The organism is Actinomadura sp. K4S16, assembly GCF_008327685.1.
In the GTDB taxonomy this organism is placed as follows: Bacteria; Actinomycetota; Actinomycetes; order Streptosporangiales; family Streptosporangiaceae; genus Spirillospora.
In genome coordinates, this window is the sequence record NZ_BDDE01000015.1 from 89,142 (window position 1) to 104,129 (window position 14,988).

At 71.4% G+C, this 14,988-nt stretch carries 13 protein-coding genes; 7 read left to right on the forward strand and 6 right to left on the reverse strand.

Features of this window, described 5'->3' with window-relative positions; genetic code table 11:
• Positions 1-210: 210 nt before the first annotated feature.
• The 7 genes from K4S16_RS21650 (at position 211) to K4S16_RS21680 (ending at position 8,293) form a co-directional block, all read left to right on the forward strand.
• The gene (locus K4S16_RS21650) at positions 211-1,443 is read left to right on the forward strand and encodes a PP2C family protein-serine/threonine phosphatase (protein WP_149260838.1); all 1,233 of its coding nucleotides are present in this window, start codon (positions 211-213) and stop codon (positions 1,441-1,443) included.
• Between the two features lie 214 nt (positions 1,444-1,657).
• The gene (locus K4S16_RS21655) at positions 1,658-2,347 is read left to right on the forward strand and encodes a succinate dehydrogenase cytochrome b subunit (protein ID WP_149260839.1); all 690 of its coding nucleotides are present in this window, start codon (positions 1,658-1,660) and stop codon (positions 2,345-2,347) included.
• Positions 2,348-2,366: 19 nt separating this feature from the next.
• Positions 2,367-4,304 (forward strand): fumarate reductase/succinate dehydrogenase flavoprotein subunit, encoded by a 1,938-nt coding sequence (locus K4S16_RS21660; RefSeq protein WP_149261221.1) that lies wholly within the window; start codon positions 2,367-2,369, stop codon positions 4,302-4,304.
• 2 nt (positions 4,305-4,306) lie between these two features.
• Positions 4,307-5,059 carry a succinate dehydrogenase/fumarate reductase iron-sulfur subunit gene (locus K4S16_RS21665; RefSeq protein ID WP_149260840.1) on the forward strand — a complete coding sequence of 251 codons (753 nt, stop codon included), beginning with the start codon at positions 4,307-4,309 and terminating at the stop codon, positions 5,057-5,059.
• 61 nt (positions 5,060-5,120) lie between these two features.
• Positions 5,121-5,858 carry an arginase family protein gene (locus K4S16_RS21670; protein WP_235036975.1) on the forward strand — a complete coding sequence of 246 codons (738 nt, stop codon included), beginning with the start codon at positions 5,121-5,123 and terminating at the stop codon, positions 5,856-5,858.
• Positions 5,859-5,987: 129 nt separating this feature from the next.
• A complete protein-coding gene (locus K4S16_RS21675) occupies positions 5,988-7,715 on the forward strand; it encodes a tetratricopeptide repeat protein (RefSeq protein WP_149260841.1) in 1,728 nt (575 codons plus the stop codon).
• Positions 7,712-8,293 carry a hypothetical protein gene (locus K4S16_RS21680; RefSeq protein WP_149260842.1) on the forward strand — a complete coding sequence of 194 codons (582 nt, stop codon included), beginning with the start codon at positions 7,712-7,714 and terminating at the stop codon, positions 8,291-8,293. The genes K4S16_RS21675 and K4S16_RS21680 overlap by 4 nt, the downstream gene beginning before the upstream one ends.
• A gap of 47 nt (positions 8,294-8,340) precedes the next feature.
• Here the strand turns inward: K4S16_RS21680 and K4S16_RS21685 are convergent, their stop codons facing one another.
• The 6 genes from K4S16_RS21685 to K4S16_RS21710 all read right to left on the reverse strand — a co-directional run bounded on the left by K4S16_RS21685 (position 8,341) and on the right by K4S16_RS21710 (position 14,981).
• The gene (locus K4S16_RS21685) at positions 8,341-9,342 is read right to left on the reverse strand and encodes a LysR family transcriptional regulator (RefSeq protein ID WP_149260843.1); all 1,002 of its coding nucleotides are present in this window, start codon (positions 9,340-9,342) and stop codon (positions 8,341-8,343) included.
• Positions 9,343-9,402: 60 nt separating this feature from the next.
• Entirely contained in the window at positions 9,403-10,113 is a 711-nt protein-coding gene (locus K4S16_RS21690; RefSeq protein WP_149260844.1) for a Crp/Fnr family transcriptional regulator, read from the reverse strand.
• A gap of 339 nt (positions 10,114-10,452) precedes the next feature.
• Positions 10,453-11,223 carry a succinate dehydrogenase/fumarate reductase iron-sulfur subunit gene (locus K4S16_RS21695; RefSeq protein WP_149260845.1) on the reverse strand — a complete coding sequence of 257 codons (771 nt, stop codon included), beginning with the start codon at positions 11,221-11,223 and terminating at the stop codon, positions 10,453-10,455.
• Positions 11,220-13,187 (reverse strand): fumarate reductase/succinate dehydrogenase flavoprotein subunit, encoded by a 1,968-nt coding sequence (locus tag K4S16_RS21700; RefSeq protein WP_149260846.1) that lies wholly within the window; start codon positions 13,185-13,187, stop codon positions 11,220-11,222. The genes K4S16_RS21695 and K4S16_RS21700 overlap by 4 nt, the downstream gene beginning before the upstream one ends.
• Positions 13,188-13,199: 12 nt before the next feature.
• Positions 13,200-14,030, reverse strand: coding sequence for a hypothetical protein (locus K4S16_RS21705; protein ID WP_149260847.1), 831 nt, complete (start codon positions 14,028-14,030; stop codon positions 13,200-13,202).
• A 300-nt stretch (positions 14,031-14,330) separates the two neighbouring features.
• Complete coding sequence (locus K4S16_RS21710) at positions 14,331-14,981, reverse strand: helix-turn-helix domain-containing protein (protein WP_200842028.1); 651 nt, start codon at positions 14,979-14,981, stop codon at positions 14,331-14,333.
• Positions 14,982-14,988: the final 7 nt, after the last annotated feature.

The window sequence follows — 14,988 nt, forward strand, 5'->3', positions numbered from 1 at the left end:
CGGGCTCGGGGGATGCGCCCGGCCGCGGTGACACGCTAAAGTCGTCACCGTACGGAGCGATGCTTCCTCCGCTCCATGAGCCGGGACCCTGGCGGCTAGGCCCATGCCGCTGCCCCGGCGCGGCCCGTACCGCTCCTGCGGCCGCAGGAACAGGCGGGACGACCCGGCCGTTGCCAGTGCCGTCGCCAGCCCGACAGTCCGGAATGACCTGTGAGCACCATCAGTCACCAGACGCATCCCCTCACGCCAGGTACCGAGGACAGGATCGACCTGCTCCTCATCGACGACGACCCCACCGACGTGCTCATGGTGGAGAAGATGCTCGCCGACAGCGGTCTGGACACGGAGATCACCGTGGCGAGCGACCTCGACTCCGCGCGGCGCATGCTGACGCGCCGCACCCAGTGCATCATCGTCGACCTCTCCACGCCCGGCATCGACCGGCTGGAGGGGCTGCACCAGGTGCTCGCGTTCTCCGGCCCGGCCGCCGTCGTCGTGCTGACCGGCCTGGACGACGGCCGGCTCGGCGTCCGGGCGGTCGCCGCGGGCGCCGAGGACTATCTGGTCAAGCAGGAGGTCGACGGGCCGCTGCTGGCCCGCGCGATCCGCTACGCCATCGAGCGCAAGCGCTCGGAGGAGACCGAGCGGCGGCTCGTCGAGGCCCGCATCCTCGGCCGCGAGAACGCCCGGCTGGAGCGCGGCCTGCTGCCGGTCCCGCTGATCGAGGACCCGTCCCTGCGGCACCACACCCGCTACCGGCCGGGCCGGCGGCGGGCGCTGCTCGGCGGCGACTTCTACGACACCGTGCAGACCGAGGGCGGCGCCGTCCACCTGATGATCGGGGACGTCTGCGGGCACGGCCCCGACGAGGCGGCCCTCGGCGTCCAGCTCCGGATGGCGTGGCGGACCCTCGTCCTCGCCGGGCACACCGGCGAGCAGCTCCTCGGCACCCTCGACACCGTCCTCGGCCACGAGCGGCGCAGCGAGGAGATCTTCACCACCCTCTGCATGATCACTATCGCGCCGTCCCGGCGGACCGCCCGGATGCACCTGGCCGGCCATCCCGCGCCGCTGCTGTTCCGCGGGGCGCCGGGCGACGGCGGCGAGGTCGCGGCGCTCCCCGACTACGCGCACGGCCCGGCGCTCGGCCTCGTGCCCGGCGCGGAGTGGCCGACCACCGAGATCGACCTCGGCGAGTCCTGGGGCCTGATGCTCTACACCGACGGCCTGATCGAGGGACGGGTCGGCGACGGCTCCGACCGGCTCGGCACCGAGGGCCTGGTCGACCTCGCCCGCGCCGCGCGCACCCGCGGCGCGGCCGGACGGTCGCTGATCGACGCGCTGGTGGGCGAGGTCGAGCGGCTCAACGGCGACGCCCTCACCGACGACCTCGCCGTCCTCCTGCTGTCGCGGCAGGCCGGCCACGACGGGTCCGGGCGCTGATCGGGAACGCTGATCACAAGCTCCTGACCTCAGTCAATGTCTTCTAGGTCACTCCCCGATGAGGTTCCCGCACCCGCTGTGAAGTCCCTCACCCGGACGATTGTCACGGAACGGCCACAAGGGCCTCGCCGCATGTGTTCATAGCCTGCGGCTATCGCCACAAGTGCGTTCATGACTTGGAACGAATCGCCGAACCGGACATAGCGTGCAGGTCGTGGCTATAGCGATACCTGCGATCTACCGGTCGACCGTCGGCAAGAAGGCCGTCATGGCCGTCACCGGCGGCATCCTCGTGCTGTACCTGGTCCTGCACATGATCGGGAACCTGAAGATCTTCCTCGGCGCGGAGGACTTCAACCACTACGCGCACTGGCTGCGCACGATGGGCGAGCCCGCGGTCCCGTACCGGACCGTACTGACGGTCATCGAGCTCGTGCTCGGCGTGTCGGTCGTCCTGCACATGTGGTCGGCGGTGTCGCTCGCGCGCCGCGCCTCGGCAGCCCGCCCCGTGAAGTACCAGTCGCGCAAGAAGTCCCACGCGCAGGGCTATGCCGCCCGGACGATGCGGTACGGCGGCGTCATCATCGCCGTCTACGTCGTCTGGCACCTGCTGGACCTCACGTTCTTCGCCCTGAACCCCAAGGGCGCCGACGCCACCCCCTACGAGCGGATGGTCGCCGACTTCGACCCGTCCCGCTGGTACATCACCGTCTGGTACGTCGTCGCGGTCCTGCTCGTCGGCCTCCACCTCAACCACGGCATCTGGAGCGCGTTCCAGACGCTCGGAATGCGCGGCCCGCGCAGCCACAACGCCCTGCGGGGCCTCTCCGCGACCGTCGCCGCGCTGGTCACGCTCGGTTTCGTCGCCGTCCCCGTCTCCATCACCTTCGGATGGGTGAGCTGATCACATGGCAGCTGAGGACATGACAAACGGCTTCTACAAGTCCGGCGAGCCGATCGCCGACGCCAAGGCGCCCAAGGGCCCCATCGAGGAGCGCTGGACGACCCGCAAGTTCGAGGCCAAGCAGGTCAACCCCGCCAACAAGCGCAAGAAGAAGATCATCATCATCGGCACGGGGCTGGCCGGCGGCTCGGCCGGCGCCACCCTCGGCGAGGCCGGCTACCACGTCCAGCAGTTCTGCTTCCAGGACTCCCCGCGCCGCGCCCACTCGATCGCCGCGCAGGGCGGCATCAACGCCGCCAAGAACTACCGCAACGACGGCGACAGCGTGTACCGGCTGTTCTACGAAACGGTCAAGGGCGGCGACTTCCGCTCCCGCGAGTCGAACGTCTACCGGCTCGCAGACATCTCCCGGCAGATCATCGACCAGTGCGTCGCGCAGGGCGTCCCGTTCGCCCGCGAGTACGGCGGCCTGCTCGACAACCGCTCCTTCGGCGGCACGCAGGTGTCCCGCACCTTCTACGCGCGCGGCCAGACGGGCCAGCAACTGCTCCTCGGCGCCTACCAGGCGCTGATGCGGCAGGTGGACGCCGGGAACGTGGAGCTGTACCCGCGGCACGAGATGCTCGACCTGATCATGGAGGACGGGCGGGCGCGCGGCGTCGTCGTCCGGAACCTGATCAACGGCGAGGTCAAGCACTACACGGCAGACGCGGTGGTGCTCGCGTCCGGCGGCTACGGCAACGTGTACTTCCTGTCCACCAACGCGATGGGCTCGAACGTCACCGCGTCCTGGCGCGCCCACCGGCACGGCGCCCTGTTCGCCAACCCGTGCTACACCCAGATCCACCCGACGTGCATCCCGGTCAGCGGCGACCACCAGTCGAAGCTGACGCTGATGTCGGAGTCGCTGCGCAACGACGGCCGCGTGTGGGTGCCCAAGAAGGCCGGCGACACGCGCAAGCCGTACGACATCCCCGAGGACGAGCGCGACTACTACCTGGAGCGCATCTACCCCTCGTTCGGCAACCTCGTCCCGCGCGACATCGCGTCCCGCGCGGCGAAGAACGTCTGCGACGAGGGACGCGGCGTCGGCCCCGGCGGGCTCGGCGTCTACCTCGACTTCGCCGACGCGATCGCCCGCCTCGGCCGGGACAAGGTCGAGGCCAAGTACGGCAACCTCTTCGAGATGTACGAGCGCATCACCGGCGAGAACCCCTACGACACGCCGATGCGCATCTACCCCGCCGTCCACTACACGATGGGCGGCCTGTGGGTGGACTACGACCTGGAGTCCACGATCCCGGGCCTGTTCGTCATCGGCGAGGCGAACTTCTCCGACCACGGCGCGAACCGGCTCGGCGCCTCCGCGCTCATGCAGGGCCTCGCGGACGGCTACTTCGTCCTGCCGAACACGATCAACGACTACATCGCCCGCAACGAGCTCCCCCCGGTCGCCGAGACCGCGGTCGGCGAGGCCGAGGAGCGGGTGCGGACGCGGATCGAGCGGCTGCTGTCGATCGACGGGGACCGGTCCGTCGACTCCTTCCACCGCGAGCTCGGCCACATCATGTGGGAGTACTGCGGCATGGAGCGCACGGAGGAGGGGCTGCGCAAGGCGCTGACCCTCATCCCGGCGCTGCGCGAGGAGTTCTGGACGCGCGTCAAGGTCACCGGCAAGGGCGAGGAGCTGAACCAGCAGCTGGAGAAGGCCGGCCGGGTCGCCGACTTCTTCGAGCTGGCCGAGCTGATGGTCGTCGACGCGCTGCACCGCACCGAGTCCTGCGGCGGCCACTTCCGGGCCGAGAGCCAGGACGAGGAGGGCGAGGCCAAGCGCGACGACGACAACTTCGGCTACGTCGCCGCCTGGGAATGGGCCGGGGAGGGCGAGCAGCCCGTCCTCCACAAGGAGGCCCTCAACTTCGAGTACGTCAAGCCGACGCAGAGGTCGTACAAGTAATCATGAAGCTCACACTGCGCGTCTGGCGCCAGGGCGGCCCGCAGGACAAGGGCCGGATGGTCGAGTACAAGCTCGACGACGTCTCCCCGGACGCCTCGTTCCTGGAGATGCTGGACGTCCTCAACGAGAAGCTCATCGCCTCCGGCGAGGAGCCGATCGCGTTCGACCACGACTGCCGCGAGGGCATCTGCGGCATGTGCTCGCTGGTCATCAACGGCACCCCGCACGGCCCGGAGCGCGCCACCACCACGTGCCAGCTCCACATGCGGAAGTTCAAGGACGGCGAGGTCATCGACGTCGAGCCGTGGCGGGCCAAGGCGTTCCCGGTCGTCAAGGACCTGGTCGTCGACCGGTCGGCGTTCGACCGGATGATCCAGGCGGGCGGCTACATCACCGCCCCGACCGGCACCGCGCCGGAGGCGCACTCGACGCCCGTCCCGAAGCCGGACGCCGACCGCGCGTTCGAGGCCGCCGAGTGCATCGGCTGCGGCGCCTGCGTCGCGGCCTGCCCGAACGGCTCGGCCGCCCTGTTCCTCGGCGCCAAGGTCACCCACCTCGGTCTGATGCCGCAGGGCCAGCCCGAGCGCTGGGACCGCGTCGTGTCCATGCTGGAGACCCACGACGAGGAGGGCTTCGGCGGCTGCACCAACACCGGCGAGTGCACCGCCGCCTGCCCGAAGGGCATCCCGCTGGACGTCATCGGCCGGCTGAACCACGACTACCTGAAGGCGACCGCCGGCGGGAAGAAGCGGTAACCGCGCCCCCTGTTCTCGGTCCCGCCCGGAGTACCGGGCGGGACCGTTCTAATGTGGCCGCATGACGATCACTTTGCTGCCCTACCACCAGGACGAACGGCTCCCCGACGCCTCCTTCCCCCTCCCCGGTCACGACGTCGTCGCGGTGGAGCCCGAACTCCCCGACGGCGACGTCTGGCAGCGCGTCGCGGCCCTGTTCGAACCGGTCGCGGCCGAGGTCGCCGGGCAGATCGGCAGGGGCTCGATGCCGCGTGTGGTCTGCCTGACCGCCGAGGCCGTCCTCGCGGGCGTGCAGAAGGCCGGGGTGGACGCCGCCATCGTCTGGTTCGACGCGCACGGCGACGTCCACACCACGGAGAGCTCGACGTCCGGCTACATCGGCGGGATGCCGCTCCGGCAGATCCTCGGCGCCGACACCGCCCTGCTCGCCGACCGGCTCGGCCTGCGCACGCTGGCGGAGGACCGGGCCGTCCTGGTGGACGCCCGCGACCTCGACCCGGCCGAGGCGGAGTTCCTCGCGTCCTCGCAGGTGAGGCGCTGCACGGTCGACGACGTGACGCTGCCTCCCGGGCCGCTGGTGCTGCACATCGACGTGGACGTCATCGACGCCGCCGACCTGCCCGGGCTGAAGTTCCCCGTGGGCGGCGGGCCGTCCTACGACGCGGTCGTCGCGTCCGTCCGGCGGATCATGGCGACCGGCCGCGTGGCCGCGCTGGACATCGCCTGCCCCTGGCATCCGCCTCAGGACGGGGACGGCGACGTCCGCGCCCGATTGCTGAAGGATCTCCTGACCGCCTGACGACGAGCGCGCGCCGGGTCCCCGAACCGCTTCGACATGCGGTGATCTTGCCGTAGCATGCTCACGCACATGCATGAGGGGGTGCATATGCATGGGCTGATGCACTGTGCAAGCGGAGCGGGTCCGGCGGTGCACCGGACGATCCTCTGCCTTGACGTCGAGGGCTACGGGCGCCGCACCAACGGGGACCAGCTCGCCGTCCGGGCGGGCTTATACGGCGCCCTGCGAAGGGCCCTCGCCGACTCCGGCGTGCCCGCGTCCTCCTGCTACTGCGAGGACCGGGGCGACGGAGCCATGATCCTCATCAGGCCGGACGTGCCGAAGGAGCGGGTGGCCGGCCCGTTCCCGGCGCGGCTGGCCGCCCTGATCGAACGGCACAACGGCGGCGCCCCGCCGGGCGCCCGCATCCGGGTGCGCGTCGCCGTGCACGCCGGCGAGGTCCACCACGACGACCACGGCGTGGCCGGCACCGCGATCAACAAGGCGTTCCGGCTGCTGTCGGCGCCCCCGCTCAAGGACGCGCTGCGCACCTCCCCCGGCGTCCTGGCGCTGATCACCTCCGGCTGGTTCTTCGAGGAGGTCGTGCGGCAGAACCCCGCGTGCCTCGCGGCCGCCTTCCGGCCCGCGCACGTCGCCGTCAAGGAGCTCCGCGAGCGGGCCTGGATGCGGCTGCCGGAGACCTGGCCGCATGCGGACACCGACCGGGACCGCCGACTCCTCGCCCTCCACCCCGGCGCGGAGATCTCCGTCCCGGCCGCGGCGGCCCTCCTCGACGTCCCGGACGCCGAGGCGCGCGTCCTGCTCGACGGCCTCGGCCTGGTGGAGCACGCCGAGGGCCGGTACGGCGTGCCCGTCCCCGACGGCGGGCCCGGCCTCGCGCCTGGCGAGCGCTCCGCCGCCGTCCGCCGCGTCCTCGGCTGGTACCTGGGCACCGCCGACAACGCGCGCCGCCTGCTGTGCCCGGACCGCGTCACCGCGGCGCTGGCGCTGCCGGGCGAACCGGGCCGCGCCCTCTCCTTCGCCTCCGCGGACGAGGCCCGGCACTGGTGCGAGACCGAGCGGCACAACCTGGTCGCCGCCGCACGCGCCGCCGCCGACGAGGGCCACCACGACATCGCCTGGCGGCTCCCGCTCGCCCTGTGGACGTTCTTCTTCCTCCGCACCGCCTGGACCGACTGGTACGAGGCGCTCCGCACCGGCCTCGCGTCCGCCCGCGTCCTCGGCGACGACCGCGGCATCGCCTACGCGCTCGGCGGCCTCGGCTACGCCTGCCAGAGCCGCTGGCGGTTCGAGGAGTCCGCGGAGCTGTTCACCGCGGCGTGCAAGGTGTTCTCCCGGCTCGGCGACGTCCGGGGCGAGGCGTGGGCCCTGCACGGGCTCGGCTATGCCTGCCGCCGCCTCCAGCGATACCGCGAGGCCGTCGCCCACCACCGCCGCTCCATGCTGCTGGCCGGCCTGCTGGGCGACCGCCGCAACATGGGGCGCGCGCTGACCGGCCTCGGCTACGCCTATGCCGGGCTCGCCGACTTCGGCTCGTCGCTGGACCACTTCGAGCAGGCCCACGACCTCGCGCTCGACGCCGACGGGCGCACTCTCGGCTGGGCCCTGCACGGGCTCGGCTACGCCCACCACGGCCTGCGCCGCCTGCACACCGCCATCGTCCACTACGAGAAGGCGCTGGAGGTCTTCCGCGAGTTCGGCGACCGACCGGGCCAGGGCGAGACCCTCTACAACCTCGGCCGCGCCCACATGCAGATGTCCCGCCCGGACGCCGCCCGCGACTGCTGGATGCGCGCCCTCGCCATCTTCGAGGACCTCCAGACCCCGCAGACCCGATCAGAGATCATGACGGGATGACCCTCCAGCAGCACATGCGCCGGGCCGCCGAAGACTCCCTGCTCTCGTTCCCCGAGGCCCTCCGCCCCGACATCTACGTCATCTCGCTCCGGATCTCGCACGGCGAGTTCTCGACCGTCCACGGGCTGCCCGACTACCCCTACGACCCGTACATGGCGATCGGCTACAACACCGAGAGCAACGTCCGGCGCAACCTCGAAGGCTCCGCCGACCCGCTGGAGGTGCGCTGGAGCTACGCCTACATGCTGCTGGAGGAGGCGGGCCCGGCCGGCCACCACCCCGCCGACCCGGAGGGCACCGCCCTCTACCTGGACGAGGTGAAGCGCCTCGGCCTCTGGTACGAGCCCGGCGAGGACGCGGAGGACGAGCGGGACGAACGGCTCTGCGCCCACTTCGACGACCTCTGCGTCGGCGCCGCGCGGCACCTGCACTCCAGCGGCCTCGTCCAGAAGGTGCTGGGCCGCGAGGTGCCGATCGTCCTGTTCGACATGTTCCGCATCATCGAACCCGACGCCACCCAGGCCGCCAACCCGCCCCACCTCGTCCCCGCCGACTACCTGACCCTCCAGCAGGGCTGAACCGGAGGGCATGGCGGACGGTTGGCATGGTGGCCGACCGGCTCTGGCTAGGCGCTGACGAGGGTCTCCACGCCGGCGGGGAGGGTGCCGGCGAGGCCGGCTTCCACGAGGAACGTCTGGAGGGTCTCCTGGAACGCGCGGGCGGCGTGGGTGAGTTCGACGTCCTTGCGGTGGGCCAGGGCGATGGTGCGGAGCAGGCCGGGGCCGTGGCGGCCGCGGCGCGCCTCCTCGTCGGCCAGGACGAGCGGGGTCCCGCGCAGACCGGGGCGTCCGGCCAGCACCATGCTGGGGACGACCGCGATGCCGAGCCCGACCTCCACGAAGCGCAGGACGGCGTCCATCTCGCCGCCCTCGACCGCGAACCTCGGCTCGAACCCCGCCGCGCGGCAGGCGCTGATGGTCGCCTCGCGCAGGTCGTACCCGGGACGGAACATCACCAGCGGGCGGTTCTGCAGGTCCTCGATGCGCAGGTACGAGCGGCGCGGGAGCTGCGCGGCCTTCGGGGAGCGCTCCGCCGCGCCCGGCTCGGGGCACGCCGGAGAGGCCACCACCAGGTGCTCGCGCAGGATCGGGATCGTGTCCAGCGGCGGGTCGCCGTGCAGCGGGAGGATGACCAGGGCCATGTCCAGCGAGCCGCGCGTCAGCTCCCGGACGAGGTCGCGTGAGCCGCCCTCCTCGACGATGAGCTGGATCCCCGGATACGCGTCGTGGAAGCGGCGCAGGACGTCCGCCAGCAGGCCCGCGCACAGGGACGGCGTCGCGCCGAGCCGCACCCGCCCGCGTTTGAGGCCCACCAGCTCCTGCACTTCGAGGCGGGCCGTGTCGACGTCGGCCAGTATGCGCTTCGCCAGCGGCAGCAGCGCCTCACCGGCCGGCGTGAGGGTGATGTTCCCCCGGGCGCGGCTGAACAGCGAGACGTTCAGCTCGTTCTCCAGCGCGCGGATCTGCTTGGACAGCGACGGCTGCGCGACGCGCAGCAGCTCGGCGGCCTGTGTGAAGTGGCGTACCTCGGCGACCGCGACGAAATAGGAGAGCTGCTGCAACTGCATCCTGCACAGCGTACGGGTCGCCTCGCGATCCGACCGGCACCGGGGCGCCGCCCGGTGGCCTCAGCGCGCGTGGCGGCGTAAGGCCTGGAGGTCGTGGACGATGAGGCGGCGGCGGCCCGTCTCGATCCAGCCGTGCCGGCGCAGCGTGCGCAGCGCCTTGCTGACCGCCTCGCGGGACGCGCCCACCCAGCCCGCCAGCTCCTCCTGCGACAGGTTCAGCGTGATCCGGACGCTCTCGCCGCCCGCCCCCGCCGCCGCCTGCGTGCCCGTCCGGCGGTCGTAGGGGACCCCGAACCGCTCCGCCAGTTCGACGAGGCGCTGCGCCACCCGTCCCGTCGCGTCGAACATGCCGAACTCGACGCGCTTGCGGTCGGCGTCGCGCCAGCGCTGGCACAGCATCCGCATGATGAGGATGGAGACGCGTCCGTGGGCCTGCAGGAACGCCATGAACTCGTCGGCCGTGACCGCGAGCGCCCGCACCGGTTCGAGCGCCGTGACCGTCGCCGACCGGGGCAGCCCGTCGATCGCGGCGACCTCGCCGAGCAGCGCCCCCGGGCCGCGCACCGCGAGCAGCGTCTCGCCGCCCAGCTCGCGGTAGGAGCACGCCTTGACCCGGCCCTGCAGCAGCACCGCCACCCAGCCGGGCTCCTCCCCCTCGATGAAGAGCGTCTCCCCCCGGTCGAAGTCGCGGACGCGGCCGCGTGCCGCCAGCTCCTCGCGTTCCGCCGGGGTGAGCTCGGCGAGGAACGAGCCCGGTTCGAGGGCGCTCATGCCCACCACGCTAAAGGGCCTGGAGCGTTCCCGCCTCCCGGGAAAGAATCACGGTTCAATCACGCGTTGTGTGCACTTATCCCTACTCGAACGTTCGAGGGTGCGCCAGTGTTGGACACGGCGTGTTCGGCCGGGCGGTCGTCCAGGCGTTCACGGCGTTCACGGGGAACGGCGGAACGGCGGGCGGCGGGCCGGGGGCACGCCGCCCGCCGGGCCACGGGAGCGCCGCACGCCAGAGCGTCGCCCCCGTGACGGGAAGCGGCGGAAAACGCGAACGCCCCCCGTCGCGCGGGGCGGCGGGGGACGTTCGCGAAACTCCCTGCGGACGGCTCTGCGCGATCAGGCGGACGGGGTGTCCTCGCCCTTGCGCACGATGCCGAGCTTGCTGCCGAGCCACACCAGCGGGTCGTACTTGCGGCCGACGACGCGCTCCTTCATCGGGATCAGCGCATTGTCGGTGATCTTGATGTGCTCGGGGCAGACCTCGGTGCAGCACTTGGTGATGTTGCAGAAGCCGAGCCCGTGGTCGTCCTGCGCGATGTTGCGCCGGTCGGCCTGGTCGGCCGGGTGCATCTCCAGCTCCCCGATCCGCATCAGGAAGCGCGGTCCCGCGAACTCGGGCTTGTTCTCCTCGTGGTCACGGATGACGTGGCAGACGTTCTGGCACAGGAAGCACTCGATGCACTTGCGGAACTCCTGCGAGCGCTCGACGTCCACCTGCTGCATGCGCAGCTCGCCCGGCTTGGCGTCGCCCGGGTCGAACGAGGGGATCTCCCGCGCCTTCTCGTAGTTGAACGAGACGTCCGTGACCAGGTCGCGGATCACGGGGAAGGTGCGGACCGGGGTGACCGTGATGGTCTCGTCCGGGTCGAAGGTCGACATCCGGGTCATGCACAGCAGCCGCGGCATGCCGTTGACCTCCGCGGAGCACGAGCCGCACTTGCCGGCCTTGCAGTTCCACCGGACGGCGAGGTCGGGCGCCTGCGTGGCCTGCAGCCGGTGGATGATGTCGAGGACGACCTCGCCCTCGTTCACCTCGACCGTGTAGTCGGTGAGCTCGCCCGCGCCGTCGTCGCCGCGCCAGACCTTGAACTTCGCCTCGTAGCTCATCGGTCGTCCTCCTCGGTCTCCGCGGCGTCGGCGGCGGCGGGAGCCTGCTCGGCGAGGCGCGCCGGCAGCTCCTCGTCGGTCAGGTACTTCTTCAGCTCGTCGTTCTCGAACAGTTCGAGCAGGTCGGGGCGCATCGGCGTGAGCGGCTGGCGCTTCAGCTCGACGTGCGGGGCGGACGGGTCGCCGGCCAGCGAGCAGACCAGGTTGATCTTCCGCCACTCCGGCGACATCACCGGATAGTCGTCGCGGGTGTGGCCGCCGCGGCTCTCCTGGCGCTCCAGCGCCGCCTTCGCGACCGCCTCGGACACCAGCAGCATGTTGCGCAGGTCGAGCGCGAGGTGCCAGCCCGGGTGGTAGCCGCGCCCGTCGCCGACCGCGACGGGGTCGACGCTGACGCTCGCGACCCGCTCGCGGAGCTTGCCGAGCGACTCGATGGCCTGCTCCAGCTCCCCCTCCTTGCGGATGATGCCGACCAGCTCGTTCATCGTCTGCTGCAGCTCGGCGTGGACGGCGTAGGGGTTCTCGCCGCCCTCCCGCTCGAACGGCGCCAGCGCCTCGGACGTCGCCGCCTCGATCTCGTCGTCCGGGACGGCCGGGCGCGCGGGCAGGGCGTCCACGTACTCCGACGCGCCGAGCCCGGCCCGGCGGCCGAACACCAGCAGGTCGGACAGCGAGTTGCCGCCGAGCCGGTTCGAGCCGTGCATGCCGCCGGAGACCTCACCGGCCGCGAACAGCCCGGGGACCTTCGCCGCGCCGGTGTCGGGGTCGACCTCGACCCCGCCCATCACGTAGTGGCAGGTCGGGCCGACCTCCATCGGCTCCTTGGTGATGTCGACGTCCGCCAGCTCCTTGAACTGGTGGTACATCGACGGCAGCCGCTTGACGATCTCGGCGGCGCCGCCCGGCATCCGGTCGACGACGGTGAGGAAGACCCCGCCGTGCGGCGATCCGCGCCCCGCCTTGACCTCGGAGTTGATCGCGCGCGCCACCTCGTCGCGCGGGAGCAGCTCGGGCGGGCGCTTGTTGTTGTCGGGGTCGTCGTACCAGCGGTCGCCCTCCTCCTCGGTGGTGGCGTACTGGTTCTTGAAGACCTCGGGGATGTAGTCGAACATGAACCGCTTGCCCTCGGAGTTGCGCAGGACGCCGCGGTCGCCGCGCACCGACTCCGTCACGAGGATGCCCTTGACGGACGGCGGCCAGACCATCCCGGTGGGGTGGAACTGCACGAACTCCATGTTCAGCAGCGTCCCGCCGGCGAGCAGGGCCAGCGCGTGCCCGTCCCCGGTGTACTCCCAGGAGTTTGACGTGACCTTGAAGGCCTTGCCGATGCCGCCGGTCGCCAGCACCACCGCGGGCGCCTCGAACACGACGAACCTGCCCGTCTCGCGGACGTAGCCGAACGCGCCGCAGATCCTGCCGTCGGCGTCCTTCAGCAGCCGGGTGACCGTGGTCTCGGCCCAGACCTTCAGGTTGGCCTCGTAGTCGCCGTGCTCGGCGTGGTCCTCCTGCTGGAGGGCGACGATCTTCTGCTGGGCGGTGCGGATCAGCTCCAGGCCCGTCCGGTCGCCGACGTGCGCCAGCCGCGGGTACTCGTGCCCGCCGAAGTTGCGCTGGCTGATCTTGCCGTCCTTGGTGCGGTCGAACAGCGCGCCCCACAGCTCCAGCTCCCAGATGCGCTCCGGGGCCTCCTTGGCGTGCAGCTCCGCCATCCGCCAGCTGTTCATGAACTTGCCGCCGCGCATGGTGTCGCGGAAGTGGACCATCCAGTTGTCGTTGGCGTTGACGTTGCCCATCGCGGCGGCGGCGCCGCCCTCGGCCATCACCGTGTGGGCCTTGCCGAACAGCGACTTCGAGATGATCGCGGTCTTCTTGCCCTGGAGGCGCGCCTCGATCGCCGCGCGCAGACCGGCGCCGCCGGCGCCGATCACCACGACGTCGTACGAGTGCCTCTCGATCTCAGTCATGATTCCTTGGCCTCAGTTGAAGATACGCAGGTCGGAGATGGTGCCGCTGGCCACCAGCGCGACGTACAGGTCGGCCACCACCAGCGAGCCCAGGGTGATCAGGGCGTAGTTCCCGTGCTGCTGGTTGATCTTGGACACCCAGCCCCACATCCGGTACCGGAACGGGTGCTTGGAGAAGTTCTTCAGGCGCCCGCCGACGATGTGCCGGCACGAGTGGCACGACAGCGTGTACAGCCAGAGCAGCACCACGTTCGCGACCAGGATGAGCGTGCCGAGCCCGATGCCGAACCCGCCGTCCTTGCCGTGGAAGGCGCGGGCCGCGTCCCAGGTGTTGATGAGGGAGATCAGCACGGCGGCGATCCAGAAGTACCGGTGCAGGTTCTGGCCGATCAGGGGGAAGCGGCGCTCACCGGTGTACTTCGCGTGCGGCTCGCGGACCGCGCACGCGGACGGCGCGGCCCAGAACGAGCGGTAGTAGGCCTTGCGGTAGTAGTAGCACGTCAGCCGGAACAGCAGCAGGAACGGCAGCGAGATCGCCGCGAAGGGGATCCAGCCGCGGGTGCTCGCGGGCAGGAAGGTGCCGAACTCCGCCGCGTCGCCCGTGTGGCCGTCCGCCGTGACGTTGTTGCAGATCTCGTTCAGGCACGGGGAGTAGAACGGCGTCAGGTAGTGGAACTCCGGCACGTAGAACGCGGAGCCCCAGAAGGCCCGGACGGTGGCGTACACCACCCAGGCCGTGAAGATCACGAAGGTCGTGACCGGATACAGGCGCCAGTTGTCCTTGCGGAGGGTGCGTTCCTTGATCTGGGCGCGCGACTTGGCCGGCGCCTCCACAGTGGTCATCGATCGCTCTCCTGAGCTCGGGTCGTCGTGTCCCCGTACCACGGTCCGCGCGCACCATGCGGCCGTCCGCGCCCCGGTCGCCGGTCGGGCGCCCCCGGCCGGGGCCGCGGGCGCGCGGTCGGCGCCGGTGCCGCATGCGGGCGGTGACGCCTTGTGTGCGCTTCCAGCGAAGCGACCCTACGCCACCCGCCGGGATCTGTGACATACATAACAAGCAGACCCGGATGTGAGCCTGACCACAGACTTTAGCCCGCTCAGGACCCTTTCGCGGCCCCCGGGACCCATAACCAGTCGTTATGATCAAACAGAATCGAGACGAGACCGCTCCGGCATGACCGTCCGGTCGTCCGATGTCTCCTTCAGTACCGTTCGGGCGAAGTGCGCCTCGGCCTCGCGCGTGCGGCCGGTCCCGTACACCCGCAGCACCTCGGCGAGGTCGGGAAAGCGGTCGGCGATGAGCGCGGCGGCGGCCTCGATCTCGGCGGCGGACGCCACCTCGCGCAGCAGGGCCTGGACGAGCCGGGCCGGTTCCGCGGCGCCTCGCCCGCCCGCACGCCCCGCCGGTTCCTCGGGACGCGCCGGCCCGGGCCCCGCCGGAACGCGCCCGGAGGCCGCGCCGCGCATCCCCGACGTGGTGGCCGGGGACTCCGCCCTGATCTCCTCCAGCCGTGCCTGGACCTCGGCCGCGGGCAGCGCGTCGAAGGCGGGCCCGGCCACGAGCTCCTCGACCGCCATCAGCCGGTGCAGGACCGCCGGGTTGCTGATCTTGGCGCGCTGGCCCGACATGAGCTGGGAGAGCATCGGCGCGGACAGCCCGAGCACGCCGGCGAGCCCGGACTGCGACATCCCGAGGCGGCCGAGCAGCGGCCGGACGCGGTCGCCGAGCGGCTCGCCGTACCACTCGGTCTGCAGCGCGCGGTTCCGGGCGACCGTGTCCTCGGCGACGCTCACCGCACCC

Excerpts from the sequence above, each read along its gene's own strand:
- K4S16_RS21660 (WP_149261221.1), top strand. The coding sequence starts at position 2,367 with ATGACAAACGGCTTCTACAAGTCCGGCGAGCCGATCGCCGACGCCAAG.
- K4S16_RS21665 (WP_149260840.1), top strand. The coding sequence starts at position 4,307 with ATGAAGCTCACACTGCGCGTCTGGCGCCAGGGCGGCCCGCAGGACAAG.
- K4S16_RS21670 (WP_235036975.1), top strand. The coding sequence starts at position 5,121 with ATGACGATCACTTTGCTGCCCTACCACCAGGACGAACGGCTCCCCGAC.
- K4S16_RS21680 (WP_149260842.1), top strand. The coding sequence starts at position 7,712 with ATGACCCTCCAGCAGCACATGCGCCGGGCCGCCGAAGACTCCCTGCTC.
- K4S16_RS21685 (WP_149260843.1), bottom strand. The coding sequence starts at position 9,342 with ATGCAGTTGCAGCAGCTCTCCTATTTCGTCGCGGTCGCCGAGGTACGC.
- K4S16_RS21690 (WP_149260844.1), bottom strand. The coding sequence starts at position 10,113 with ATGAGCGCCCTCGAACCGGGCTCGTTCCTCGCCGAGCTCACCCCGGCG.
- K4S16_RS21695 (WP_149260845.1), bottom strand. The coding sequence starts at position 11,223 with ATGAGCTACGAGGCGAAGTTCAAGGTCTGGCGCGGCGACGACGGCGCG.
- K4S16_RS21700 (WP_149260846.1), bottom strand. The coding sequence starts at position 13,187 with ATGACTGAGATCGAGAGGCACTCGTACGACGTCGTGGTGATCGGCGCC.
- K4S16_RS21705 (WP_149260847.1), bottom strand. The coding sequence starts at position 14,030 with ATGACCACTGTGGAGGCGCCGGCCAAGTCGCGCGCCCAGATCAAGGAA.